We start from the raw sequence: 25109 nt of genomic DNA, 5'->3' as shown, positions 1-25109 counted from the left end.
GGAGGCCTCGACCATGCAACTTCAGCGTCCACACCTCACACACTCTCCCTGGCTCGGCGGCGGCGCCGCGGCGCTGGCGGTATTGCTGTGGGCGCTGGTACCGCTGCTGGCCAATCAGGCGGGCGACCTGCCGCCGTTGCGCCTCTCGGCGCTGGCACTGCTGGCCGGTGCGCTGGGCACCCTGCCCATGGCACGTCGTCGCCGTCACCGGGATGTCCCGCTGCGTCCGGTGGAAGGGGTGGTCGTCTACCTGGGCGTGCCACTGTTGACCGCCGGTGCGGTAGGCGCCTGCTTCGCCGCATTCAACCGGGCGCCGGCCGAGCAGGTCGCGCTGATTCTCTACACCTGGCCGGTGCTGTTTCTGCTGGCCAGCCAGTGGCGAGCCCTGGGCCGCCTGCCGGGGAACTGCCTGCTCGGTACCAGCCTGGCCTTCTCTGGCGCCGCGCTGCTGGTGGGGCCCCAAGCGCTGAGCGGCGGTGCCTCCGGCTCCTGGGTGGGCTATCTGCTGGCTGCGCTGGGCGCGCTGTGCTGGGCGCTCTACTCCCTGGCGGGACAGGTCGCGGCCTGGCGCCTGGGAGACCGCATGCCACACCTGCTGCTGATCGCCAGCCTGCTGACCGGCGGCGCCAGCCTGGCCCTGGAGGGCACCATCGCCCTTCCAGCCAGGGACACCCTGGTGATCGTCGTCGCCCTGGGGCTGGGCCCCTACGGACTGGCCATGCTGGCCTGGGACCGCGCCATGCGCGATCCCCTGGCCCACCGCGTCGGCAACCTGGCCCACGGCGTGCCGGTGGTGGCCACCCTCTTCCTGGTGCTGGCGGGCGTCAGCGTGCCGGACTGGCGACTGCCGCTGGCGGCCGTGCTGGTGGTCGCGGGAAGCGTGGTCGCCGCCGCGGAGCCGAAGCGCGTGGCCCCCTCCTTCTCGAGGCGAGCTTTTCGGCGTAGCTGAGCACAATTGCCTTCTGATTCGAGACCGATTGGACATATCCCCCCTGTGTGGGTAGGGTAAGTGGGCCCTGGATCAGGCCACTGTGCCTCCAGCGGCTCTCTGACGGGCGATGGCCCCTGCGCCCCGCCCACCTGGTCTTGCCTCATCGCAGACTGGATCGCCGTTACCTCGGCCGATCGTCGATGACGTTATCGAAAGAGAAGGAATCCATGTCGCTACACTTTGCCAACAAGGGCAGGCGTATGCCGTCACGCCCTCCACCTGCTCCCCCCGCGCTGGGGTAATACCGTATTGTCGCGGCACTCGCCTGCCGCCATAGAGCCGACCACCCGCTACAGCGCCGCTGCCGCCGCCCAGGACCTCCTGTGCGCGCTAGCCCCTGTCTATCGTTCGGATTTTGCCCGGCTCGGCCCATTGCGTCCTGCTTACAGCACCGACAAGAAGTGCCCAGGACGTGTTCTATCCACCTACCGAGGGACTGCCCTTGAACAGCGAATCTCTATACCAATTCTCCACCCTGACCGTGATCCTGCTGCTGCTGGCCTTCTACGGCGGCACCTACCTGCTCACGCTCGGCATCCGCAAGAAGAAGGAGTGTGCCGACGAGTTCATGGTCTCCAACCACCGCATCGGGTTCGGCATCGGCGCCGCCAGCATGACCGCCACCTGGATCTGGGCCGCCTCCTTCTACGCCGCCGCCACCTCGGGCTACACCTATGGCGTCTCGGGCCCCATCCACTATGGCCTGTGGGGTGCGCTGATGATCCTGTTCATCTACCCGTTCGGCCGGCGCTTCAGGAAGCTCGCCCCCAACGCCGCCACCCTTGGCGAGCTGATTCACGCCCGTCACGGCAGCTCCAGCCAGCTGATCCTGGCATTTTCCAACGTGCTGGGCAGCATCATCAGCCTGATGGTCAACTTCACCGCCGCCGGTGCGCTGGTTTCGGTGCTTTCGCCGCTCTCCTTCCAGGCCGGCGTCATCATCTCCGGTGTCGGCGTGCTGATGTATACCCTGTGGTCGGGCTTTCGTGCCTCGGTACTCACCGACTTCGCCCAGCTGGTGGCGCTCATGGCCATTGCCATCGTGATCATTCCCGCGGTGTTCTTCGCCATGGGCGGCCCCTCCGAGCTGGTCGCCGGTCTCGACAATCTGACCGTGGAGCAGACCAACTTCTTCTCCAGCGATGCCATCCTCAACCAGGGCGCTCCCTTCTTCGTCGCCGTGCTGGCCTATGCCATCGGTAACCAGACCATCTCTCAGCGCCTGTTCGCGGTGAACGAGAATCACATCAAGCCGACCTTCCTGACCGCCACCGTGGGCTACGGCGCCATCGTCATCGGCCTGGGCATGATCGGCCTGATGGCGCTGACGCTGGGCATGGAGCCGCTGAACGGCAACATGAACAACCTGATTCCGCAGATGGTTTCCGGCTACCTGCCGCCGATCTTCATCGCACTGTTCTTTATCCTGGTGATCGGCTCGCTCTCCTCCACCGCCGATTCCGACCTCTCGGCACTGTCGGCGATCATGATGGCCGACGTCTACGGCAAGAATATCGCCCGCGACAATGTCGACCCCAAGCGCATGCTGCTGGTGGGCCGCCTGACCATGATCACCGCCACGGTCGTCGGCATCGTCTTCGCCAGCTTCTCGCTGGATATCCTGGTGATGCTGGTCTTCGTGGGTGCCCTGTGGGGAGCCATCGTCTTCCCGGTGATCGCCAGCTGCTTCTGGAACCGCATTACCAACCAGGCCTTTACCGTCTCGGTACTGGTCGCCATGGTGCTGTTCTGTGTGGCGCGCTTCGAGCTGGTCGACCTGGCCGGCCCCGGCGGCCTGTTCTTCGAACTGCTGGCCAGCATCGGCGGCGGCGTGATCATCGGCCTGATGGCATTCGGCTTCTTCGGCCGTACCGTCGGCTTTATCGCCGGGGCTCTGGCAATGATCGCCATGCTGATCTTCGCCACCGGCTTCCTGCGCGACTACACCGTGCTGCTGGCCTCGCTGACCGCCTACGGCACCAGCACCCTGGTCTGCGTGGTGATGAGCCTGAACAGCCGCGAGCGCTTCGACTTCGACACCATCGCCGAACGCGTGGGCAACTACAGCGACTCGGCGCAGGACGCCAAGCCGACCACGCGGCCGGAAGAGGCTCCGGTGACCGCAGGCCTCGCCACCCAGCGCTGATATTCGCCCATCAACCATATGGGTAGCGCCGGCCACCCCGGCGCCACCCGGAGGAGATCGACCATGACCACGCTGTTTACCTTTTACGTACTGATCTGGCCCGCCCTGACCCTGGGCGTGCTGACACTGATCTGCCGCGCCGTGATCCGCGATCGTCGCAAGGCGCAGGAAGAGAATCGCGAACTGGTGTGACGCTCTGGAGTGATGTTCAGGCGTCACCCGCAACGGCCCCGCGCGCACGAGCTGCCCGCGGGGCCGTTTCACTCTGTGGCACCACCCATCAAAGCGGGTAGACTCCGGGAAGGCCTTCGCACAGCCAGGAGCACGCCATGAGCATGAGCCGCGACACCATCGACTACTACCGGCCACCGGCGGCCGACGCCCTCGGCCTGATTCGCCTTCGCGCCAATGCGACCGGCATCACCGAGATCGACTTCGTCGATACCGAGACCGACCCACCCCACCCCGGCCCGCTGACCGACCAGGCCCGCGAGCAGCTGGCCGAGTACTTTGCCGGCACCCGCCGCGACTTCGACCTGCCGTTATCTCCCTCCGGCACCGACTTCCAGCGCCGGGTGTGGTCCGCACTCGAGAGGATCCCCTATGGCGAGACCCGCAACTACGGCGAACTCGCCGAGCAGCTGGGCAGCAAGGGCGGCCAGCGCGCGGTAGGCGCCGCCAACGGCAGAAATCCCATCTCCATCGTGGTGCCCTGCCACCGGGTGATCGGCAGTGACGGTCGCATGACCGGCTACGCCGGCGGCATAGGCCGCAAGCGCTGGCTGCTCGCCTTCGAGGCGGGCGAGGTGCCGATGCTGCTGGAATAACCCTGTGGGAGACTAGCGAGAGGCCTCACCACCGTCCATTGCCTCCCGACCGAGGCCGAAGCGTCGCACGCTGGAAACGAAGTCGCTGAACCGCTCCCCCTGGATCAACACATGCTCGCGCAGGGCTTGTTCGGCACCTGCGGCATCACCGGACTCGATCGCCGCGACAATGTCGCGATGCTCCTCCAACGATGACATGAGCCGCTGGCGTACCTGCAGCTGCAGCCGTCGGTAGGGCTTCAGGCGTTGTTTCAGCTGCCTCGCCTCACCGGCCAGAAAGCCGTTGTGGCTGGCAAGGTATATGCAGTCATGAAAGGCCTCGTTCTCATAGTAGTAGTCGTCCGAGTCCCCAGCCCTGGCGGCGACCTCGCAACGTTCATGGGCCTGGCGCAGCGCTTCCAGCTCAGCCTGATCGATGCGACGAGCAGCCAGGCGGCCACACATACCCTCCAGCTCGGCCATTACCTCAAACATCTCGATAAGCTCATCGATGCCAATTCTGGCCACGAAGGTGCCTTTCTTGGGCGAGACCGTTACCAGACCACTGGCCACCAGCTGCTGCACTGCCTCCCGCACCGGTGTACGCGACACACCGAACTCATGACACAACGCATCGGCATCCAGACGCTCCCCCGGGGCTCGTCGACCATTGATGATGTCATCCTCGAGAGCGTCCCTGAGGCGCTGTGCATTGGAGCGTTTCATGGCACGATTTCCTCCATTCCCGTAGAAGACCCACCTTGGTCTAACACCGCAAAATTGACACTGGCATACCAATAGGTCTATTGAAGTATACATCAGCCTTGCTGATAAACACTTCATACAAGAACAACCTTAGCTGGAGATGCCATGAAACGCTCAATCAGCCCACTATTGGCGGGCCTGGCCCTCGCCACCCTGGCCGTCAGCACCACCGCCTCCGCCCAGACTGTCCTGCGGGCCTCCCACCAGTTCCCCGGCGGCCAGGGAGATGTGCGTGACGAGATGGTCCAGATGATCGCCGACAAGGTCGCCGAAGCCGACGTCGGCCTGGAAATTGAAGTGTATCCGGGTCAGTCGCTGTTCAAGGCGCGCGAGCAGTGGGCCGCCATTTCGCGTGGCCGCCTGGACATCACTGCCTTGCCCCTCGACTACGCCAGTGGCCGTCATCCCGAGTTCTCCGCGACCTTGATGCCCGGCCTGGTACGTAATCACGAGCACGCCCAGCGTCTGAATGACTCCGAGTTCATGGATATGATCAAGGAGGTCATCAACGAAGGTGGAGCCCGCGTGCTGGCCGACGCCTGGCTGGCCGGAGGCTTCGCTTCAAGCCAGAACTGCATCACGTCCCCCGAGACAGTCGACGGCCAGACCTTCCGCGCAGCCGGCCCCGCCTTCGAGCAGATGCTGGAAGGCGCCGGAGCCTCGATCGCCTCCATGCCCTCTTCTGAGATCTATACCGCACTGCAGACCGGAGTCCTGGACGCTGCCAACACCTCCTCGATGTCCTTCGTCTCCTACCGTATCTACGAGCAGGTAGATTGCCTCACCGAGCCCGGCGAGCATGCACTGTGGTTCATGTACGAGCCGGTCCTGATCTCAAACCAGAGCTGGGAGAAGCTCAACGACGAGCAGCAACAGGCATTGACCACTGCTGCCGAGGAAGCCGAGGCCTTCTTCGCCGCCGAGGCTGCTGGCCTGGACCAGAAGATGGTCGAAGCCTACGAGGAGAATGGCGTAGAGGTGGTCAGCATGAGCGAGGAGGACTACAACGCCTGGCTGAAGATTGCCAAGGAGACCTCCTACAAAAACTTCGCCGACAACGTCCCCAACGGCCAGGCTCTGATCGACGCCGCTCTGGCCGTCGAGTAAGGCGGTTCGTTTTTCAGCCATCGGCGCCGGCCCAGGTGGCCGGCGCCCCTGACTCATGAGGGACGACATGACCATGGCCATTTCCTCGCCACATTCCCGACGCCTGCCGCTTGTTCACGTCTATATCCGCCTGATGGATACCATTTCCCGCGCCTCGGCCTATCTCGCCGCCGCGATGTTCATTGCCGGTGTGCTGGCCATCTGCCACATGGTCTTCGTGCGCTACGTGCTGGGCCAGAGCACCAGCTGGCAGACCGAGTTCACCATCTTCTCGGTCACCGGCGCCATGCTGATGGGTAGCGCCTATGTGCTGATGACCGGTGGCCACGTGGCCATCACCCTGCTGCCCGACGCCCTGGGCGGAATCGCCAAGAAGGTCATGTGGTGGATCGCCTCGCTCTTCGGCCTGGCCTTCTGTGCCGCCCTGGCCTACGGCAGCTGGGTCTACGTCGTCGAGGCCTTCCACGGCCAGTGGACCACCGGCACCGTGTGGAACCCTCCACTGTGGCCGGCTCTGCTGCCAGTCTCTGTTGGCGCCACCCTGCTGACGCTGCAGTACGTCGCCGAAATGCTGCGAGGGGAGGACTGACATGGACCCTATTACCCTTGGCATCATCGTCGCCGTCGCACTCATGGTACTGATGGCCATTGGCACCCCCATCGCCTTCGCGCTGGGCGGTGTCTCGCTGATGGCGCTGCTCTATGACCGCGGCTTGCCCGAGCTCACCTACTTCGGCGAGACCTTCTTCGAACGTCTCGCCGAGTTCGGCTTCGTGGCCATCCCCATGTTTATCCTGATGGGCGCAGCGGTAGCGTCTTCCCCTACCGGCCGTGACCTTTATCGCTCGCTGGACCTGTGGATGGGCCGACTGCCCGCCGGCCTGGCCGTCTCCAATATCGGCGCCTGCTCGATCTTCGCCGCCCTCTCCGGTTCCTCCCCCGCCACCTGCGCGGCCATCGGCAAGATGGGCATTCCCGAGATGCGCAGCCGCGGCTACCCGGATGGCGTCGCCGCCGGCTGCATCGCCGCCGGCGGCACCCTGGGCATCCTGATCCCGCCTTCGGTGACCATGATCATCTACGGTATCGCCAGCGAGACCTCCATCGGTCGCCTGTTCATCGCCGGGGTGGTGCCGGGCTTCATGCTGGCCGGTCTGTTCATGATCTGGACGGTGATCGCCTGCAAGATGGCCGGCGGCTACAACAATCCCCTGGGACAGGCCGCCGGGCAGATGAAGGAGACCATCAAGGCCAACGTCGACACCAATCTCAAGGCGCTGGTTCGTGTGCTGCCCTTCCTGGCGGTGGTGGTAGGCATCCTCTTCGCACTCTACGGTGGCGTGGCAACCCCCTCCGAGGCGGCCGGCGTCGGTGCCTTCCTGTGCCTGGCCCTGGCGATCATCATCTATCGCATGTGGCAGCTCGGACCGATCAAGCTGATCATGCGCGACTCGCTGCGCGAGAGTGTGATGATCATGCTGGTGATTGCCTGTGCGGAGGTGTTTGCCTATGCGCTCTCGTCACTGTTCATCACCCAGACCGTGGCCGGCGCCATCGCCGACCTGGAGGTCAATCGCTGGGTATTGATGGCGGTGATCAACCTCTTCCTGCTGGTCGCCGGCTTCTTCCTGCCACCGGTAGCGGTGATTGTGATGACAGCCCCCATCCTGCTGCCGATCATTCTCGCCGCCGACTTCGATCCCTACTGGTTTGCGGTTGTGCTGACCATCAACCTGGAGATCGGACTGATCACTCCGCCGGTCGGACTCAACCTGTTTATCATCAAGGGCATCGCGCCGGATATATCGCTGCGCAACATTCTGATGGGCAGCCTGCCCTACGCCCTGTGCATGGTGCTGGCGATCATTCTGCTTTGCTTCTTCCCGGGTATCGCCCTGTGGCTGCCCAACCTGCTGATGGGCTGATGGAGTCGACACCATGAACATGACTTTCCTGCAGGAGCTGTTCAACAACATTACCCAGCGCGACGCCCTGCTGAGGCGAAGGCGAGGGTCTGGCGAGTCGCCGAATCACGGTGACCTGGTGGCGGCTTGCCATGCACTACTCGAGAGCGACGGCGAAGCCTCCAGCATCGCCCTGGCCAGCCGCGCTCTGGAAATGTACGAGTGCCTAACCGCAGATGAGCGTCTGGCCTTCTTCACCCGACTGAGTGAAGAGTTTGCCGCCGAGCCGTCGACCATCGATGCCGCCTACGCGGCATACCGCGAGAGCCGCGACAACGCCACCCTGGAGGCCCTGTTCGAGGCCTGCGAACCACGTCGTCAGGAGCTGTTCCGGCGTCTCAACCTGGCTCGCGACGGCACCTACTCGCTGGTTCGTATACGCGAGGACCTTCTCGGCATGCTCCGCAAGCACCCAAACCTCGCGGCCATAGATGCCGATTTTGCACACTTGTTCGGCTCCTGGTTCAACCGTGGTTTCCTGATGCTCAAACGCATGGACTGGAACACTCCGGCCTCGATCCTGGAGAAGATCATCCGCTACGAGGCGGTCCATGAGATCCGTGACTGGGACGACCTGCGTCGACGCCTCGATGCCCGGGACCGACGCTGCTTCGCCTTCTTCCACCCGGCGATCGGCGACGAGCCATTGATCTTCGTGGAGGTAGCGCTGTGCAAGGGCTTACCGGCGCGTATCCAACCAATCCTGGCCGGCGAGGACGGTGGCGTAGAAGAGCCCGAGGAAGCAGACTCGGCCGCCTTCTTCGGCATCAGCAACTGCCAGACTGGCCTGCGTGGCATTTCCTTCGGCAACTTCTTGATCAAGCAGGTGGTGCAGGAACTCAAGCAGGAACTGCCACAGCTCAAGAACTTCGTCACCCTCTCGCCAGTTCCGGGCTTTGCCCAGTGGCTGGCCGAACGTGGCCACGACGAGAACCTACCTACCGAACTCCGCGACGCTATCGGCGACATGCAGAATGCCGGCTGGCACCGGAACGATGAACTCACCAAGACGTTTGGCTCCCGGCTCCGGCCACTAGCCGCACGCTATCTTGCCGAAGAGAAGAACACCCGTGGCCTGCCGCTCAATCCGGTGGCCCGCTTTCACCTGGGAAACGGCGCCGAGCTGCACCGCATCAACTGGCTAGGTGACATTTCGACCAAGGGGATCGAGCAAGGCGCCGGCCTGATGGTCAACTACCTCTACGTGCTCAACGATATCGAGCGAAACCACGAGAACTACACGGCCCATGGAACCGTGGCCTGCTCGAGCGAGGTCAAGGACCTCGTTCGCAAGGCCAGGAAGCAGGCCAAGGGAGAAGCGACAAAATGAGCCACAACCTGTTCGAGACCTTTGCCCGCCGCATGCACGAGCGTGGCGACGCCGACTTCATCACCACCCGCGAGGGGCGCGACTATTCATATGCCGATGCGCTGGCCATGAGTGCACGCCTGGCCGGCGCCCTGATCGAGCTGGGCGTGGCGCCCGGCGACCGGGTAGCGGTGCAGGTCGACAAGAGTCCCGAGGCAATCCTGCTTTACCTGGCCACCCTGCGCATCGGTGCCGTCTATCTGCCACTCAACACCGGCTACACCGGCGACGAGATCCGCTACTTCCTCGGTGACGCCGAGCCGGCGCTGTTCGTCTGTCGCCCCGCCGCCGTGGAGGAGGCGCGCGCACTCGCCGCCGAGACCGGCTGCCCTGCGGTACAGACCCTGGGCACCGCCGCCGACGGCAGCCTGGTGGAAGCGGCCGCCGCGGCGACCCCGCACGAGGCGGTGGAGCCCCGCGACGAAGACGACCTGGCCGCCATCCTCTACACCTCCGGCACCACCGGGCGCTCCAAGGGGGCCATGCTCACCCACCGCAACCTCGGCTCGAATGCCGCCACCCTGGCCGAGGCATGGCACTTCAGCGAAACGGACCGGCTGATCCACGCCCTGCCGATCTTCCACACCCACGGCCTCTTCGTGGCCTGCAACGTCACCCTGATGGCCGGCGCCAGCATGCTCTTCCTGGCCAAGTTCGATGCCGACGTGATCATCGAGGCGATGGCCCACGGCACGGTGCTGATGGGGGTACCCACCTTCTATACCCGCCTGGTGGCAGACCCGCGCCTGACTCCCGAGGTTACCGCCAGGATGCGACTGTTCGTCTCCGGTTCGGCACCGCTGACCGCCGAGACTCACCAGGCCTTCGAGGAGAAGACCGGTCACGCCATCCTCGAGCGCTACGGCATGACCGAGACCAACATGAATATCTCCAACCCCTACGACGGGACGCGCCGTGCCGGCACCGTGGGTCGGCCGCTACCGGGGGTGGAGATCCGCATCATCGATCGCGAGACCGGCCGGGAAGTGGCCGATGGCGAGATCGGCATCCTTCAGGTGCGCGGCCCCAACGTCTTCATCGGCTACTGGCGCATGCCCGAGAAGACGCGTGAGGAGCTGCTGGATGACGGCTTCTTCATTACCGGCGACCTGGCCATGATCGACGGCCATGGCTACGTGCAGATCGTTGGCCGTGACAAGGACCTGGTAATTTCCGGTGGCTTCAATGTCTACCCCAGGGAGGTAGAGGAGGTAATCGATGAGCATGCAGGCGTGGTGGAGTCGGCGGTGATCGGCCTGCCCCACCCCGACCTTGGCGAGGGCGTTACCGCCGTGGTGGTACTACAGCCTGGGGACAGGCTCGACGAGGCTGAAGTGCTCGGTCATCTCGAGGGACGGCTGGCCCGTTACAAGCAACCCAGGCGGGTGTTCTTCATCGATAGCCTGCCCCGCAACACCATGGGCAAGGTGCAGAAGAACCAGCTGCGCCAGCAGTTTGAGGACACCTACCGCTGAGGGGCGCCCTTGCCAGCCTCAGGCTTGAGCCAAACGGGGGCATCCTTATCTAGCCCCCAAGCCAGCGAACCAGTCCGCATAGGGAGTGTTCTCGACCTTGCGCCGCGTATAGTCCGGCGCATTGTCCTCCCACCACACCGGGCCGCGCTCGCCCAGCGCCCGCTTTGCAGCATCGACCCGTTCACGTGCCTCGCGCTCGGCACGGGTGTCACCGGTGCGGCGGGCCTGGCCGACATCGCGACGGGCCTTCATCAGCCGCTGTACCTCCTCCCTGCGCTGGGAGTCCGGCAGGGAGGGGTCACTGCAGCGCCATAGCCGGCCACGAACGACGATATAGCGACCGTCAGGCGTTGTGAGTGGCGTCGAGCTCACCATCCGGCTCAACCGCCGCGCTGCTGGGCGCTCATGGCGCTCCCCGAGGCCGGGCGCTCCACCTCGAAGAGATCGCTGCAGCGGGCGTAGTCATTGCCGGCCATTCGCCCGAGTGGGCGCAGCCCCTCGACGCTGACGTGCCGGCCATCCCACACGGCATCGTCGACATGGATCGACACCACCTCGGCGAGCACCAGGTTGCCGGCCAGTGGTTGATCACCGAAGCGGATGATCTCACGCAGCCGACAGCCGAAGGCCACCGGTGCCCCGGCCACTCTGGGTACCGAAACGCCAGCCATGGCGACCTTCTCTAGCCCGGCATGGATGAATTCGTCATCACCGTGTTCGAGCCCGGCACTGGTGGCATTCATCTCCTGAACCAACCCCTCACCGCTGATATGCACCACGCACTCGCCCACCTGCTCCAGGTTGCGAATGGTGCCCTTTGGATTGGCGTCACCATCGAGCAGGGGGGAAAAGCCCAGCACCGGCGGGTTGACGCTGACGACATTGAAGAACGAGAAGGGTGCCAGGTTGGCATTGCCACGGTCGTCCAAGGTCGAGACCCAGGCGATCGGTCGCGGACAGATGCTGCCCGAGAACAGCCGATAGATCTTTCCGGCGCTTAGCTCCTGCTCGCCCAGCAGATAGTCGCTCATGACTGTGCCTCCATTATCGAATCCTTCCTCGATGGTACCCCATTCTCGAGTGCGCCCAGCCCCCCGGCAGCGCACGTGATGGTTTCGCTCACCGGCACGCTCCGCTCAAAACATTTCTAAAATATCGAACATAAAGTGCAAAAACAGCCGCTTTTCATCGATACAAGTGAACGCCTACCATGCACACATCGCTTCGGAGGGCTTAGCCACCAACGACGCTCTCCACCCGGCTTATCCCATACTCCAGGAGGTACGACATGACTACGGCACTCGTTCAAAAGGCACTCGCGACCCCGGCAAGCCTGGCTCCCCTCGCCCTGCGCATTCCCGCCGGCATCATCTTCATGGCTCACGGCGCCCAGAAACTGTTCGGCTGGTTCGGCGGTTTCGGCCTGGAAGGAACCGGGCAGTGGCTGGCCTCCATTGGCCTGGAGCCCGGTTACCTGATGGCCCTCGCCTCCGGGAGTGCCGAGTTCTTCGGCGGCCTCGCGCTGTTGATCGGCCTGCTGACGCGCCCCGCGGCACTGGTCCTGACCGTCACCATGCTGGTCGCGATCTTCACTGTCCATATCGGCAACGGCATGTTCATGAGCAACAACGGCTATGAATTTGCCCTCGCCATGGCCGCCATCTCGGCATCACTGGCGATCAGCGGTGGCGGACGGTTCTCGCTGGATCAGCATCTGGCCAGGAAGGTGCAATAAGCCTTTCAAGGGCAGAAGAAAGACCTCAACCGTCGATGATGGAGACCGAGGCTCGTCGGTCCGCACTCGAGACCAGGCCGTGATCGGCGTCACGGCCTCGATAAGGCGCCATCGTGTGACGGTGTCATTTCCCCAGACATCAACTCCCCGAGACATCCAGGAGGCAACATGATACTGCGACGCGCCAATGAACGCGGTCATGCCGATCACGGCTGGTTACGCTCCCGACACACCTTCTCGTTCGCCGACTACTTCGACCCCGCCCATATGGGGTTCAGGAAGCTGCGTGTCATCAACGAAGACCGAGTCCAGGGCGGGGCCGGCTTCGGTGCCCACCCGCACCGGAACATGGAGATCATCTCCTACGTGCTGTCGGGCACCATGGCCCACAAGGACAGCATGGGCAATGGGGCGGTCATGCAACCCGGTGATGTACAGCGCATGTCGGCGGGCACCGGTGTGGTGCACAGTGAGTTCAACAACTCCTCGAGTGAGGAGCTTCACTTCCTGCAGATCTGGATCGAGCCGAAGCTGCAGGGTATCGCTCCCAGCTACGAGCAGAAGAGCTTTCCGGAAGAACAGCGACAGGGTGAGTGGCGACTGGTCGTTTCCGAAGCGGGCCGCGATGGTTCGGTCAGCATCAACCAGGACGTCAACCTCCATGCCGGACTGTTCGATGCCGGCGAACAGGCAGCGACACCGACGGTACGCCATGCCTGGCTGCATGTGGTCCGCGGCGAAGCCGAGGTCAACGGCCAGCGGCTCTCGGCCGGCGACGCCGCCGCCTTCGAGCCCGGCGAGTCCATCGACGTGACCGGCGGCGAGGCCTCGGAAATTCTACTGTTTGATCTGGCATAACGCCTCGGGATAGTGTCGACCGGCGGTGTCACCGACCTCCGCTGGTTCGACCCCAACTGCAATCACATCGTCCAGGGAGACGTCATGACTGACACACTCAAGGTTCTCGCCATTTCCGGCAGCCTGCGAAAGGATTCCTACAATACCGCGGCACTTCATGCGGCCCGAGACGCGGCCCCTGCCGACATCAGCATCGAGTTCGCCGATCTGTCACGGATTCCCCTCTACGACCAGGACCAGCGTGACGAGAACGTACCGGCTGCCGTGACCAGGCTCGTGGAGCAGGTCAAGGAAGCCGACGCGCTGCTGTTCGCCACACCGGAATACAACTACTCGATGTCGGGCGTGCTGAAAAATGCCATCGACTGGGTCTCCCGCGAGCAGCCTCAGCCATTCGCCGGCAAGCCCGCCGCGATCATGAGCGCCAGCATGAGTCTGCTGGGCGGCGTGCGAGCGCAATACGACCTGCGGCGCTCCATGGTCTTCCTGGACATGCACTGCGTGAACAAGCCGGAAGTGATGATTGCCTCTGCCCATGAACGCTTCGATGCCGAAGGCCGTCTTACCGATGAGACCACCCGCGAGTTCATCGCCAAGCTGGTAACGGCCCTGGGCGACTGGACCCGGCAACTGCAGGCAGGAGAACAGCGATGAGCACACTGACACGGCAACCCGATGAAGCCCTTGACCAGGACTGCACAAGTCCGGTCGGCTGCCAGGCGATCGACCTGTTGATCGAGCCGCGTGACAAGGACCTGGGCGGTTTCTCGGTACGTCGCCTGCTGCCCGTCCAGAAGCGCCGCATGGTCGGCCCCTGGATCTTCTTCGATCATATGGGTCCTGCCGACTTCCCCGCCGGGGAAGGCATCAACGTGCGGCCCCACCCGCATATCAACCTGGCCACGGTCACCTACCTGTTCGAGGGCGAGATACTGCACCGGGATTCGGTCGGCAGTTACCAGCCCATCCGCCCCGGTGACGTCAATCTCATGGTCGCGGGCAGGGGGATCAACCACTCCGAGCGTGAGCGCCCGGAGGTCACCGAGAGGGCCCATCGCCTCAACGGCCTTCAGCTCTGGCTGGCGCTGCCCGAAGCCGACGAGGAGACCGATCCGGCGTTTTACCACTACCCCGACGCCGATATCCCCCGTGTCGAGGTCGCGGGCGTGCCGATCCGCGTGATCATGGGCAGCGCCTACGGCGCTACCTCGCCCGTCAAGGTGTTTGCGGACACGCTGTATGTCGAGGCGCACCTGCGCGCCGGGCAGAGCATCAAGGTACCGGCGGCGGAGGAGCGCGCCGTCTATGTGGCCGAGGGTGAGCTGAACACCGATGACACCCGCATCCCCGAGCACGCGATGGCCGTGTTGACTGATGCCCCCGACATCGAGCTGACGGCAACACGCGACTCGCGCATCGCCATCGTCGGTGGGCAGCACCTGGGCCATCGCCATATCGAATGGAACTTCGTCTCCAGCCGTCGCGAGCGCATCAGGCAAGCCAAGGCGGACTGGAAGGCCCAGAACTTCCCCAGGGTGGCGGGGGACGAGGAGGAGTTTATCCCCTTCCCTGAATGACTCGGCCCTAAACCATAGGCAGGGGCCAGGGCTATCGCAGATGGCAGTACCGCTCAAGACCGTTCCGGCGCCTTTCGCTATCACCCTGTCGGTCACGGCGATAGCCCCGAGGCAGGGGCATGCCCCGCTTCATGCCCCTGCCGATTTACGGCACCATGAGGGTCCGCCTATCGTTGCGAAGGACTCGCCATGCCCTCATGCCTCTCCCAGGAAACCGAGCTTACTCCCGGGTTCATGGTGATCCATGGCAACCGCCTGGAGGCCCTGCGGGGCCTGGCGGTCGAATGGATGCGCCGCCACCCGCTCGCGCCACTGGAGAACGAGACGATCCTGGTGCAGAGCAACGGCATCAGCCAGTGGCTGAAGCTGGCGCTCGCCGAGGACCGCGACCAGGGTGGCGCCGGGATCGCCGCGGCCCTGGACGTGACCCTGCCCGCGCGCTTCCTGTGGCAGGCCTACCGGGCCGTGCTCTCCCAACGAGAAGGCGAAGACGCCGTGCCCCCGGTCTCCCCCTTCGACAAGCCGCGCCTGGCGTGGCGGCTGATGCGGCTGCTGCCGACCCTGCTCGACTCCTCCACCTTCGCTCCCCTGGCACGCTTCCTGGAAGGCGACGATGACCTGCGCAAGCGCCATCAGCTCGCCGAGCGCCTGGCGGACCTCTTCGACCAGTACCAGGTCTATCGCGCCGACTGGCTCGCCGCCTGGGCGAAGGGGGAGGATGTGCTGATCTCCGCCCGGGGCGAGGCGCGCCCCCTCGCCGAGGAGCAGTGCTGGCAGGCCGAGCTGTGGCGGGTGCTGCGCGACGATATCGCCAGGGCCCATGGTGAGGCGGGCCTCGCCTCGAGCCGCGCGGCGGTGCACGAACGCTTTCTGGCGGCATGCCGGGAGCTCGACACAACGCATCGTCCTCACGGCCTGCCCCGCCGGGTCATCGTCTTCGGCATCTCCTCGCTGCCCGCCCAGACCCTAGAGGCGCTGGCCGCCATGGCGCGGGTCAGCCAGGTGCTGCTCTGCGTGCACAACCCCTGCCGCCACTACTGGGCGGATATCATCGAGCACAAGGACCTCCTTCGGGCGGAGCGCCGGCGCCAGCAGCGGCGCCCCGGCATGCCGGCGGACCTGGCCGAGACCGAGCTGCATCTGCATGCCCAGCCTCTGCTGGCCGCCTGGGGCAAGCAGGGCCGCGACTACCTGCGCCTGCTGGATGAGTTCGACGAGGCCCAGGCCTATCGTCGTCTGTTCGAGGGCGAGTCGCTGCGCATCGACCTGTTCGAATCCCCCCTGGGCGAGAGCGAGGCAGCGGCGGCCTCCCCGGAGATGAACCCCGGCCTGCTTCGCCAGCTGCAGGACGATATCCTCGAGCTGCGCCCCCTCCAGGAGACCCGCGACACCTGGCCGGCGGTGGACCCGGCCCACGACCGTTCGCTGCGCTTTCAGGTGGCCCACAGCGCCCTGCGTGAGGTGGAGATCCTTCACGACCAGCTGCTCGCCGCCTTCAGCGAGGACCCGACCCTCAAGCCCCGCGACATCCTGGTGATGGTGCCCGACGTGGACCAGTACGCCGCCGCGGTGCAGGCGGTATTCGGCCGCCTCGACGCCGACGATCCGCGCCATATCCCCTTCACCCTATCCGACCAGGCCAGCCGCCACCGCCTGCCGCTGCTGATCGCCCTGGAATCGCTGCTGCGCCTGCCGGAGCTGCGACTCTCGGTAAGCGACCTGCTCGACCTGCTGGAGGTGCCGGCGCTGCGTGCGCGTTTCGGCATTCCGGAGAGTGGCCTGCCCACCCTGCGCCGCTGGATCGAGGGTGCCGGCATTCGCTGGGGGCTCGACGCCCATCAGCGCCAGAGCCTCGACCTGCCGGAGGGCCTCACCGCCAACACCTGGTCCTTCGGCCTGCGCCGGCTGCTGCTCGGCTATGCGGTAGGCGCCGCCGCCGAGGGGCCCTGGCAGGACGTGGAACCCTATGACGATATCGGCGGCCTGGAGGCGGCTCTGGCCGGCCCGCTGATTGACCTTGTCGATACCCTGGAAACCCAGTGGCGCACCCTGGCCGAGCCCTGTGATGTGGCCACCTGGGGCGAGCGGCTGCGCGGCCTGCTGGAGGCCTGTTTCCTGGCCGACTCGGACCAGGACCTGATGGCGCTGACCCGGCTCGAGCAGGCACTGGAAAGCTGGCAAGAGAGCGCCGAGGAGGCCGAGCTCAGCGAACCCCTGCCGCTCTCGGTGGTGCGCGAGCACTGGCTTGCCCAGATCGACGAGGCGAGCCTCTCGCAGCGCTTCCTGGCCGGGGCGGTGAACATCGCCACCCTGATGCCGATGCGCGCCATCCCCTTCCGCCACGTCTGCCTGCTGGGCATGAACGATGCCGACTACCCGCGGGTGCAGCGCCCGCTGGATATCGACCTGATGGCTCAGGACTACCGTCCCGGCGACCGCTCGCGCCGCGAGGACGACCGCTACCTGTTCCTCGAGGCGCTGCTCTCGGCCCGCGATCGGCTGAGCATCAGCTGGGTGGGACGCAGCATCATCGACAACACGGAGCAGCCCCCCTCGGTGCTGCTCGGTCAGCTGCGCGATCACCTCGCCCGGGGCTGGCGCCTGGCCGGAAGCGAGGACGAGGCCAACGGCAACGCCCTGCTGGCCGCGCTGACCACCGAACACCCGCTGCAACCCTTCAGCATCGACTATTTCCGGGGTGCGGCACCGGGCACCGGTGGAGAGGGCTCGGGTCTTGCCACCTACGCCCACGAGTGGCGCGAGCTGCATCGCCCCGACGCCGAGTCCGAGGCCGACTCGACCATGGCGACACCGCTGGCGCCATTCCGCCAGGAGAACCCGCTGACCCTGGCCCAGCTGGGCAACTTCCTCAAGGCGCCGGTGGAGGCCTTCTACAACACTCGCCTCAAGGTCCATCTCGACACCGAGGCCACCGAGTCCCTCGACAGCGAACCCTTCACCCTGGACGGCCTCGATCGCTGGCAGCTGCAGAATGCCCTGATCGAGGCGAGCCGCGCGGCGGTGGAGGCCGGCGAGCCCCATGAACCCGCCATGCTGGCCACCCTGGAGCGTCTGGAGCGCGAGGGGCGCCTGGCCATGGGCGGCTTCGCCGAGCGCATGCGTGACGAGCTCGTCGAGCCCATGGAGAGTCTCTTCTCCGAATATCGTCAGGTGCTCGAGGAGTGGCCCCACGCCATGCAGGAGCCGCTGGACATCTCCCTCGACCTCCGGGAGACACCGGGCGACACGCCGGTACTGGAGGACTGGCTGGGCGAGCTGCGGGTCAACGATGCCATGGAGCGCTGCCGTGTGCTGCTTACCACCAGCAGCCTTGTCAACAAGGGCAGGTACCACTGGAAGCACTGGCTCACCCCCTGGGTCGCCCATCTCGCCGGCCAGCTGGAAGGGCCCATGACCACCCGGCTGCTCTCCCGCGCCGGTGGTGGCACCCTCGCTCCGCTGCCCGCCGAGGAGGCCCGCGCGCACCTGGCGATCATCGTCGCCGCCTGGCAGCACGGCATGGCCACGCCCCTGCCGCTGGCCCGGGATGCCGCCTTCGCCTGGCTCGAGAAGGGCGGCACGCCCCAGGCCATGCAACACTGCCTCGCCGGCGAGGCAGGCGCGGAGGATGACAAGGCCTGGAGAGCCCTCGTCACCGCCTACTACGGCAGTGGCTTCAACAATGACCATGGCGAGCGCGGCCGCGACGCCTACCTGATGCGCCAGTGGCCACAGCTGGAGATCATGCTGCACTCGACGGAGGCCGGCGGCTTCGCCGAGCTGGCCGAGGCGCTCTACGCCCCGTTGCTACATGCGGTGAAGAAGCCGAAAGGGAAGAGCACCAGGGGAAGCACCGGAAAGGGCAAGGGAGACAGGACATGACCCCACAGGACCAGACGCCCCCGACCCTGGACCCGATCCACCTGCCGCTCACCGGCAGCCGGCTGATCGAGGCCAGCGCCGGCACCGGCAAGACCTTCACCATCGCCCTGCTCTACGTGCGCCTGGTACTGGGCCCGCGGGACGAGACCGACACCCTTAGCTTCCCCCGCGCCCTTACCCCGCCGGAGATTCTGGTGGTCACCTTTACCAACGCCGCCACCCGGGAGCTGCGCGACCGCATCCGTGCTCGGCTGGTGGAAGCCGCCGAGGTGTTTCAATCGGAAGCTCCGTCCAATTTCAGTAAGGCAGTAGAAGAAGCCACCGAAGGGGCGCCTGGGGCAGGTCGTCGCGGAGGTCCTATGCCAGGGACGGCATCGGTAGCGCCCAGGGAGGGGTTCACAGCGCCTCCGCAGAGGCCTGCCTCAGGGAAAGCCCCGTCCATGGCAAGGGACCTTTTCGACGAACCGGCAGTGGATAATTCCCCCGCTGACTCCGGTCCCTCGAGCGACCCGCTGCTGGCCCTGCGCGACAGCTACCCCCGGGAGCGCTGGCCCGCCTGCGCTCGGCGCCTGCAGCTGGCCGCCGAGTGGATGGACGAAGCCGCCGTCTCCACCATCCACTCCTGGTGCCACCGCATGCTGCGCGAGCACGCCTTCGAGAGCGGCAGTCTCTTCTCCCTGGAGATGAACCTCGACCAGTCGGAACTCGAGCTCGAGGTTGCCCGGGACTACTGGCGCAGCTTCTACTACGCCCTGGATGCCGAGGCCCTGGCGGTCGTCAGCCGCTACTGGGAGAGCCCCGACGCCCTGGCCGAGGACGTACGCCGCCTGCAGGGCGACGCCGACCTGCTCCACGATGCCCCGTCCCCCGCCGGGGCGCTGGCCAGCATGCAGGCAGAACGCAGGCGAGTGCTGGGCGAGCTCAAGGCGCCCTGGCCCGCCTGGCTCGATGAGCTCGACGAGGCCCTGGAGACAGCCGCCGCCGGCAAGGCCTTCGATCAGCGCAAGCTCAACAGCAAAAGCCGCGCCAACTGGCTGGGCGCCCTGCGCGACTGGGTCAACGACCCCGAACTCGACACCCCGGCACTGACCGACGCCGCCTGGAAGCGCCTGACCCCGGAGGGCATCGCCGAGATCTGGAAGGACGGCGCGCCCCTGGACCACCCCGCCCTGCAGGCCATCGCCGAACTGCCCGACCGGCTCCAGGCCCTGCCCGATGCCCATGCCGACCTGCTGGCCCACGCCGTACGCTGGATGAACGAGCGTCGCCGGCGGGTACAGCAGCGTCGCGCCGAACTCGGCCCCGATGACCTGCTCGAGCGTCTCGATGTCGCCTTTGCCGGCCCCTCCGGCGAGGCCCTGGCCACCCATGTGCGGCGCCAGTTCCCGGTGGCGCTGGTGGACGAGTTCCAGGACACCGACCCGGTGCAGTACCGGCTGTTCGACCATGTCTATCGGCTCGCGGCGGAGCCGGACCCCGATACCCCCAGCGGCATCCTGCTGATCGGCGATCCCAAGCAGGCGATCTACGCCTTCCGCGGCGCCGATATCCACACCTACCTGCAGGCCCGCCGCGACACCGCCGGCCGCCATGTCACCCTGGGCACCAACTTCCGATCGGCCGAGGCGATGGTGGCGGCCGTCAACCGGGTGTTTCGGTTCGCCGAGTCGCACCCGGCCGGGCGCGGCGCCTTCCTGTTTCGCTCGACCGAAGGCGACAACCCCGTGCCGTTCCTGCCGGTCGCCGCCAAGGGCAGGAAGGATGTGCTGACCCGCGAGGGGGCCCCGGTGCCCGCGATGACGCTCTGGCATCTACCCACCGAGGACGGTGCCGCCGAAGAGGGTATCGCCAAGGGTGCCTACTTCGAGGAGATGGCGGCGCGCTGTGCCACCCATATGGCCGAACTGCTGCGCGAGGGACAGGCCGGGCGCACCGGTTTCAGCGAGCCCGGCGAGCCATTCAGAGCGCTGGCGCCCTCGGATCTGGCGGTGCTGGTCAACAACGCCGGCGAGGCCAGGGCGATCCGCGATGCCTTGCTCGAGCGCGGCATCAAGAGCGTCTATCTCTCCGACAAGGAGGGCGTGTTCGAGACGCCCGCGGCCCTGGAGCTGGAGATATGGCTGGCCGCCTGCGCCGAGCCCGACAGCGAGCGCCGCCTGCATGCGGCGCTCGCCATGCCCAGCCTGGGCATGAGCCTCGCCGCACTCGATGCCCTGCAGCACGACGAGCTGGTCTGGGAGGAGCGCGTCCTGCAGTTCCGGGCCTATCAACGCCAGTGGCAGCGCCAGGGGGTGCTGCCCATGCTGCATCGGCTGCTGGCCGACTTCGGCGTGCCCACCCGGCTGCTGAAGAGTACCAGCGGCGAACGCCACCTCACCGACCTTCTCCACCTGGGCGAACTGCTCCAGCAGGCCAGTGCCGAACTGGACGGCGAGCACGCCCTGCTCCGCCACCTCGGCGAGGCCCGTGCCCAGCCGCCGGCCCAGGCGGATAGCCACCGGCTGCGCCTGGAGAGTGACGCCGACCTGGTCCAGGTGATCACCATCCACAAGTCCAAGGGGCTGGAGTACCCGCTGGTCTTCCTGCCCTTTATCTGCGCCTTCCGGGCGAAGAAGGCCAGCGACCTGCCGCTGACCTGGCATGACGAGGCGGGGCGCCCCCGGCTCTCCCTGGAGCCCGACGAAACCGTGCTGGCACGCGCCGACGACGAGCGTCTGGGCGAGGACCTGCGCAAGCTCTATGTGGCCCTGACCCGTGCGCGGCATGCCACCTGGCTGGGCCTCGCGCCGCTCAAGGAGCTGGAGCGCAGCGCCATCGGCCAGGTACTGACCGCCGGGGCGCCGCTCTCGCCACCCGCGACGGATGGACTGCTCGAGGCCCTCTTCCCCCTTGCCCAGGGGGCGAAGGAGACGGAGCTACAGGTGCTGCCGGCCCCCGAGGCCGACAACCGGGTGGTGGCTCTCGAGACCAGCGATGCGCCCCTGCGCGAGGCCCTGAGCCCCGTTCGTCGAGCCCGGGAGCACTGGTGGATCGCCAGCTATTCCGCATTACAGATGGGCAGCGGACGCATCGGCGGTGGGGAGGAGGAGTCCGCTCTTCTGGAAGAACCCGAAACGGCACTGTTGATAGAGCCCGAAACCGCTCTGGAGGCCACCGCCCGGGAGTTGCGCGACGAGCCCAGCGACAGGGTGGCGCCAGACATGGAACGCCATCGAGCGAAGGCCAGACAAGGCGATATCTTGCGAGAAGGCGGAGTTCACACGCCGTTAAATGAGCATTTCGAGCAAGATATCAACGCCGTATGGCCAAGCGCAGATCGTTCCATTCACCGTTTCCCGCGGGGCCCGGCGGCGGGGACCTTCCTGCACGGCCTGCTGGAGTGGGCCGGCCAGGAGGGCTTCTCGCGACTGGCCGCCGAGCCCGTGCGGCTGGACGACACCCTGGCGCGGCGCGCCAACCTGCGTGGCTGGCGCGATCGCATCCCGGCGCTGCAGGCCTGGCTGCGCGGCCTGCTGGCAAGCGAGCTGCCGGTGCCGAACGCCCCCGAAGGCCCGGTGGCGCCACTGCGCCTCGACCGGCTGGAGAGCACTCGCTACCAGGTGGAGCTGGAGTTCTGGTTCGCCGCGCACAGGGTCGATACCACGCGTCTGGACGCGCTGGTCAGCACTCACACCCTGGGCGGCGCGGCACGCCCGGCACTGGAGCGCGACCGTCTCAATGGCATGCTCAAGGGCTTTATCGACCTGGTGGTGGAACACGAGGGGCGTTTCTACGTGCTGGACTGGAAGTCCAACCACCTGGGCCGTGACGACGAGGCCTACTCCGAGGCGGCCATGCGCGATGCGGTGCTCGAGCGGCGCTACGACCTGCAGTACTGCCTCTACCTGCTGGCCCTGCATCGACTGCTCAGGGCACGCCTGCCGAACTACGATATCGACCGTCATCTGGGCGGGGCGCTCTACGTATTCCTGCGCGGCCAGCATGCCCCCTCCCGCGGCGTGCATCGCGAACGTCCGCCACGCCAGCTGATCGAGGCGCTCGATGCCCTGTTTCGTGACGCCGACGCTACCACCCCGGAGGCACAGCCATGAGGTCCAGGGAGTCCACCGTGAGCGATTTCTCACCCACCGCCGAGGCCCTGCACGACACCGCAGCACTGTTCGCCCTGCTCGACCGCTGGGTGGATCGCGGCTGGCTGCGCGCCCTGGACCGCGCCTTCGCCGCCTTCCTGGCCCGGGAGGTGGCCGACACCCCCACCCCGCTGCTGCTGGCCGCGGCACTCGCCAGCCACCAGCTCGGCCGCGGCCATGTCTGCCTGGACCTGACCCAGACCCTGGCCGAGCCCGACCTGGCACTCTCGCTGCCGCCGGAGGGCGACAGCCTGGAGGACCCACCGCCTCGACCCAGCCAGCTGCTCACCGAGCTCAGCCTCGCCGACTGGCTGACGGCGCTCGCTCACCCGACGATCATCGGCGACGGCCCCGGCAGTACCCCGCTGGTGCTCGAGGGCACTCGGCTCTACCTGCGCCGCTATTGGCATCATGAGCGCTCGATCCAGCAGCATATCGCCGCCCGCCTGGAGGGCGACGCCGGTGGGGGCACCGATCATGCTCACCATGCGGCAGAGACCAGCACGCTCTCCCAGGCGCTTGCCGCCCTCTTCCCGTCATCCGACACCCTGGACTGGCAGAAGGCCGCCTGTGCCCTGGCCATCCGCTCGCCCTTCGCGGTGATCACCGGCGGGCCCGGCACCGGCAAGACCACCACCGTGGTCAAGCTGCTGACCCTGCTGCAGGCCCTGGCCCTGAGCGAAGGCCAGCGCCCGCTGCGCATTCGCCTGGCCGCCCCCACCGGCAAGGCCGCCGCGCGACTCAACGAGTCCATCGCCGGGCAGGTCAGCTCCCTGGGACTGGACGGCCTGGCCACCCTGTGGGAGCCCAATTTATCGGCGACTCATCAGTCCTCCCAGGACAACAGCGAGCGACTTCGCCAAGCGGTCCCCACCGAGGTCACCACCCTGCACCGCCTGCTGGGTTCGCGCCCCGATACCCGCCACTTCCGCCACAACGCGCGTAATCCATTGCCGCTGGATGTGCTGGTGGTGGACGAGGCCTCCATGGTCGATGTGGAGATGATGGCCGCGCTGCTCGACGCCCTGCCGCGCCGTGCCCGCCTGGTGCTGCTGGGTGACAAGGACCAGCTCGCCTCGGTCGAGGCCGGCTCGGTGCTGGGCGATCTGTGTGCCCGGGCCGAGGGTGGCCACTACACGCCGGCTACCGCCGACTGGCTCAGCGAGGCCACCGGCCAGGTGCTGCCCACGGAGATGCTCGACCCCGCTGGGGCGCCGCTGGACCAGGCCATCGCCATGCTGCGGGTCAGTCACCGCTTCGATGCCGAGAGCGGCATCGGCCAGCTCGCCGGTGCGGTCAATCGCGACCCGGTCAAGCGTGCCCCGGTCAGGCGTGACCCGGTCAATCGAGATGTACCGGGCAGGCAGAAGCGCGCCGACATTCGCCGCGTGCTCGAACACGGCTACGCCGATCTCTCGCACCTCAAGCTCGACACCGACCACGACCGCCGCCTGGAACGGTTGGTGGTCTCGGGTCACGCCGAAGGCTTCCCCGGCGCCGGCGAGGGTCGCCGGCTGCGCGGCCAGCCGCTGCCGCCACCGGTGGGGTATCGCCACTATCTGGAGACGATGAAAGACACCGCGCCACCGGCGGAAACGAACGGTGAAATCGACCGGGAGACCCTGGATGACTGGGCCCGCGCGGTGCTGGCCGCCCACGGCCAGTTTCAGCTGCTCTGCGCCCTGCGCCGCGGCCCCTGGGGCGTGGAGGGGCTCAACGAGCGCATCCGCACCGCGCTGGAGAAGGAGGGGTTGATCGACACCGGCAACGGCCGGCGGCTCTGGTACCCCGGCCGGCCGGTGCTGGTGACCCGCAACGACTACGGCCTGGGGCTGATGAACGGCGATATCGGCATCACCCTGGCGCTGCCGCGGCCGCGAGCTCCATCCGAGGGGCCTGTTCGCGGCGTTCAGGCACTGCGCGTCGCCTTCCCGGCCGGGGACGGCAGTGGCCGGATCAAGTGGGTGCTGCCCAGCCGCCTGCAGGCGGTGGAGACGGTCTACGCCATGACGGTGCACAAGTCCCAGGGCTCGGAATTTACCCACACCGCCCTGCTCCTCCCCGATGCCCCCAATCCGATCCTGACCCGGGAGCTGGTCTACACCGGCATCACCCGCGCCAGACACTGGCTCAGCCTGGTCGAAACCGGCCGCGGCCAGCTGCTGGACGCGGTGGAGAGACGGGTGATGCGGGTGAGTGGGCTGGGAGCCCCCGGGAAGACCTGAACACCCGGAAAACTGGCTGAATGACGACATTGACCCTCGAGGGGCAGGCTTCTGCTCCTACGGGGGTTCACCGGATGCT

Annotated in this window: 19 protein-coding genes; 16 read left to right on the top strand and 3 right to left on the bottom strand. The window is 66.4% G+C overall.

Translation table 11 applies throughout. The features are described from left to right. The first annotated feature begins 13 nt into the window (after nt 1–13). The 4 genes from RM463_RS13530 to RM463_RS13515 all read left to right on the top strand — a co-directional run bounded on the left by RM463_RS13530 (nt 14) and on the right by RM463_RS13515 (nt 3964). Nucleotides 14–949: a DMT family transporter gene (locus RM463_RS13530; RefSeq protein WP_311430275.1), complete on the top strand. Its 936-nt coding sequence runs from the start codon at nt 14–16 to the stop codon at nt 947–949. 484 nt (nt 950–1433) lie between these two features. Continuing rightward, on the top strand, nt 1434–3137 hold the full coding sequence (locus RM463_RS13525; RefSeq protein ID WP_311430274.1) for a sodium:solute symporter family protein: 1704 nt from the start codon (nt 1434–1436) through the stop codon (nt 3135–3137). Nucleotides 3138–3200: 63 nt separating this feature from the next. Then, nucleotides 3201–3329 carry a putative transporter small subunit gene (locus tag RM463_RS13520; RefSeq protein WP_229333213.1) on the top strand — a complete coding sequence of 43 codons (129 nt, stop codon included), beginning with the start codon at nt 3201–3203 and terminating at the stop codon, nt 3327–3329. 137 nt (nt 3330–3466) lie between these two features. Beyond that, nucleotides 3467–3964, top strand: a complete 498-nt coding sequence (locus RM463_RS13515; protein WP_409228684.1) for a methylated-DNA--[protein]-cysteine S-methyltransferase — start codon at nt 3467–3469, stop codon at nt 3962–3964. A gap of 12 nt (nt 3965–3976) precedes the next feature. Here the strand turns inward: RM463_RS13515 and RM463_RS13510 are convergent, their stop codons facing one another. Then, nucleotides 3977–4669, bottom strand: coding sequence for a GntR family transcriptional regulator (locus tag RM463_RS13510; RefSeq protein ID WP_311430273.1), 693 nt, complete (start codon nt 4667–4669; stop codon nt 3977–3979). A 144-nt stretch (nt 4670–4813) separates the two neighbouring features. Here RM463_RS13510 and dctP point away from each other — a divergent pair, with 144 nt between their 5' ends. The 5 genes from dctP to RM463_RS13485 all read left to right on the top strand — a co-directional run bounded on the left by dctP (nt 4814) and on the right by RM463_RS13485 (nt 10623). After that, nucleotides 4814–5815, top strand: a complete 1002-nt coding sequence (dctP, locus tag RM463_RS13505) for a TRAP transporter substrate-binding protein DctP (protein ID WP_195689907.1) — start codon at nt 4814–4816, stop codon at nt 5813–5815. A 67-nt stretch (nt 5816–5882) separates the two neighbouring features. Further along, the gene (locus RM463_RS13500; protein ID WP_195689906.1) at nt 5883–6404 is read left to right on the top strand and encodes a TRAP transporter small permease subunit; all 522 of its coding nucleotides are present in this window, start codon (nt 5883–5885) and stop codon (nt 6402–6404) included. Between the two features lies 1 nt (nt 6405). Further along, nucleotides 6406–7740, top strand: a complete 1335-nt coding sequence (locus RM463_RS13495; RefSeq protein ID WP_195689905.1) for a TRAP transporter large permease — start codon at nt 6406–6408, stop codon at nt 7738–7740. Nucleotides 7741–7753: 13 nt separating this feature from the next. Then, nucleotides 7754–9109: a malonyl-CoA decarboxylase gene (locus tag RM463_RS13490; RefSeq protein WP_311430272.1), complete on the top strand. Its 1356-nt coding sequence runs from the start codon at nt 7754–7756 to the stop codon at nt 9107–9109. Further along, nucleotides 9106–10623, top strand: a complete 1518-nt coding sequence (locus RM463_RS13485) for a malonyl-CoA synthase (protein ID WP_311430271.1) — start codon at nt 9106–9108, stop codon at nt 10621–10623. The genes RM463_RS13490 and RM463_RS13485 overlap by 4 nt, the downstream gene beginning before the upstream one ends. Nucleotides 10624–10668: 45 nt before the next feature. Here the strand turns inward: RM463_RS13485 and RM463_RS13480 are convergent, their stop codons facing one another. Then, on the bottom strand, nt 10669–10998 hold the full coding sequence (locus RM463_RS13480) for a hypothetical protein (protein ID WP_195689902.1): 330 nt from the start codon (nt 10996–10998) through the stop codon (nt 10669–10671). A gap of 5 nt (nt 10999–11003) precedes the next feature. Further along, complete coding sequence (locus RM463_RS13475; RefSeq protein ID WP_195689901.1) at nt 11004–11654, bottom strand: flavin reductase family protein; 651 nt, start codon at nt 11652–11654, stop codon at nt 11004–11006. 257 nt (nt 11655–11911) lie between these two features. Between RM463_RS13475 and RM463_RS13470 the strand changes: the two genes are divergently transcribed. From RM463_RS13470 to recD, 7 genes are all read left to right on the top strand, one after another. Further along, nucleotides 11912–12358, top strand: a complete 447-nt coding sequence (locus RM463_RS13470; RefSeq protein ID WP_195689900.1) for a DoxX family protein — start codon at nt 11912–11914, stop codon at nt 12356–12358. A 168-nt stretch (nt 12359–12526) separates the two neighbouring features. Continuing rightward, the gene (locus tag RM463_RS13465; protein ID WP_311430270.1) at nt 12527–13216 is read left to right on the top strand and encodes a pirin family protein; all 690 of its coding nucleotides are present in this window, start codon (nt 12527–12529) and stop codon (nt 13214–13216) included. Nucleotides 13217–13300: 84 nt separating this feature from the next. Next, nucleotides 13301–13870: an NADPH-dependent FMN reductase gene (locus tag RM463_RS13460; protein WP_195689898.1), complete on the top strand. Its 570-nt coding sequence runs from the start codon at nt 13301–13303 to the stop codon at nt 13868–13870. Further along, nucleotides 13867–14793 (top strand): pirin family protein, encoded by a 927-nt coding sequence (locus RM463_RS13455; RefSeq protein WP_195689897.1) that lies wholly within the window; start codon nt 13867–13869, stop codon nt 14791–14793. Before RM463_RS13460 ends, RM463_RS13455 begins: the two co-directional genes overlap by 4 nt. A 189-nt stretch (nt 14794–14982) precedes the next feature. Further along, nucleotides 14983–18675: an exodeoxyribonuclease V subunit gamma gene (recC, locus tag RM463_RS13450; protein WP_195689896.1), complete on the top strand. Its 3693-nt coding sequence runs from the start codon at nt 14983–14985 to the stop codon at nt 18673–18675. After that, nucleotides 18672–22766, top strand: coding sequence for an exodeoxyribonuclease V subunit beta (gene recB, locus RM463_RS13445; RefSeq protein WP_195689895.1), 4095 nt, complete (start codon nt 18672–18674; stop codon nt 22764–22766). Before recC ends, recB begins: the two co-directional genes overlap by 4 nt. Further along, nucleotides 22763–25030 (top strand): exodeoxyribonuclease V subunit alpha, encoded by a 2268-nt coding sequence (gene recD, locus RM463_RS13440; protein WP_195689894.1) that lies wholly within the window; start codon nt 22763–22765, stop codon nt 25028–25030. The genes recB and recD overlap by 4 nt, the downstream gene beginning before the upstream one ends. The last annotated feature ends 79 nt before the right edge of the window (nt 25031–25109 follow it).

The organism is Halomonas sp. LES1 (assembly GCF_031846005.1).
Classification (GTDB): domain Bacteria; phylum Pseudomonadota; class Gammaproteobacteria; order Pseudomonadales; family Halomonadaceae; genus Halomonas.
The sequence above is the reverse complement of the archived record's forward strand: the minus strand, read 5'-3'. Positions and strand labels throughout refer to the sequence as shown.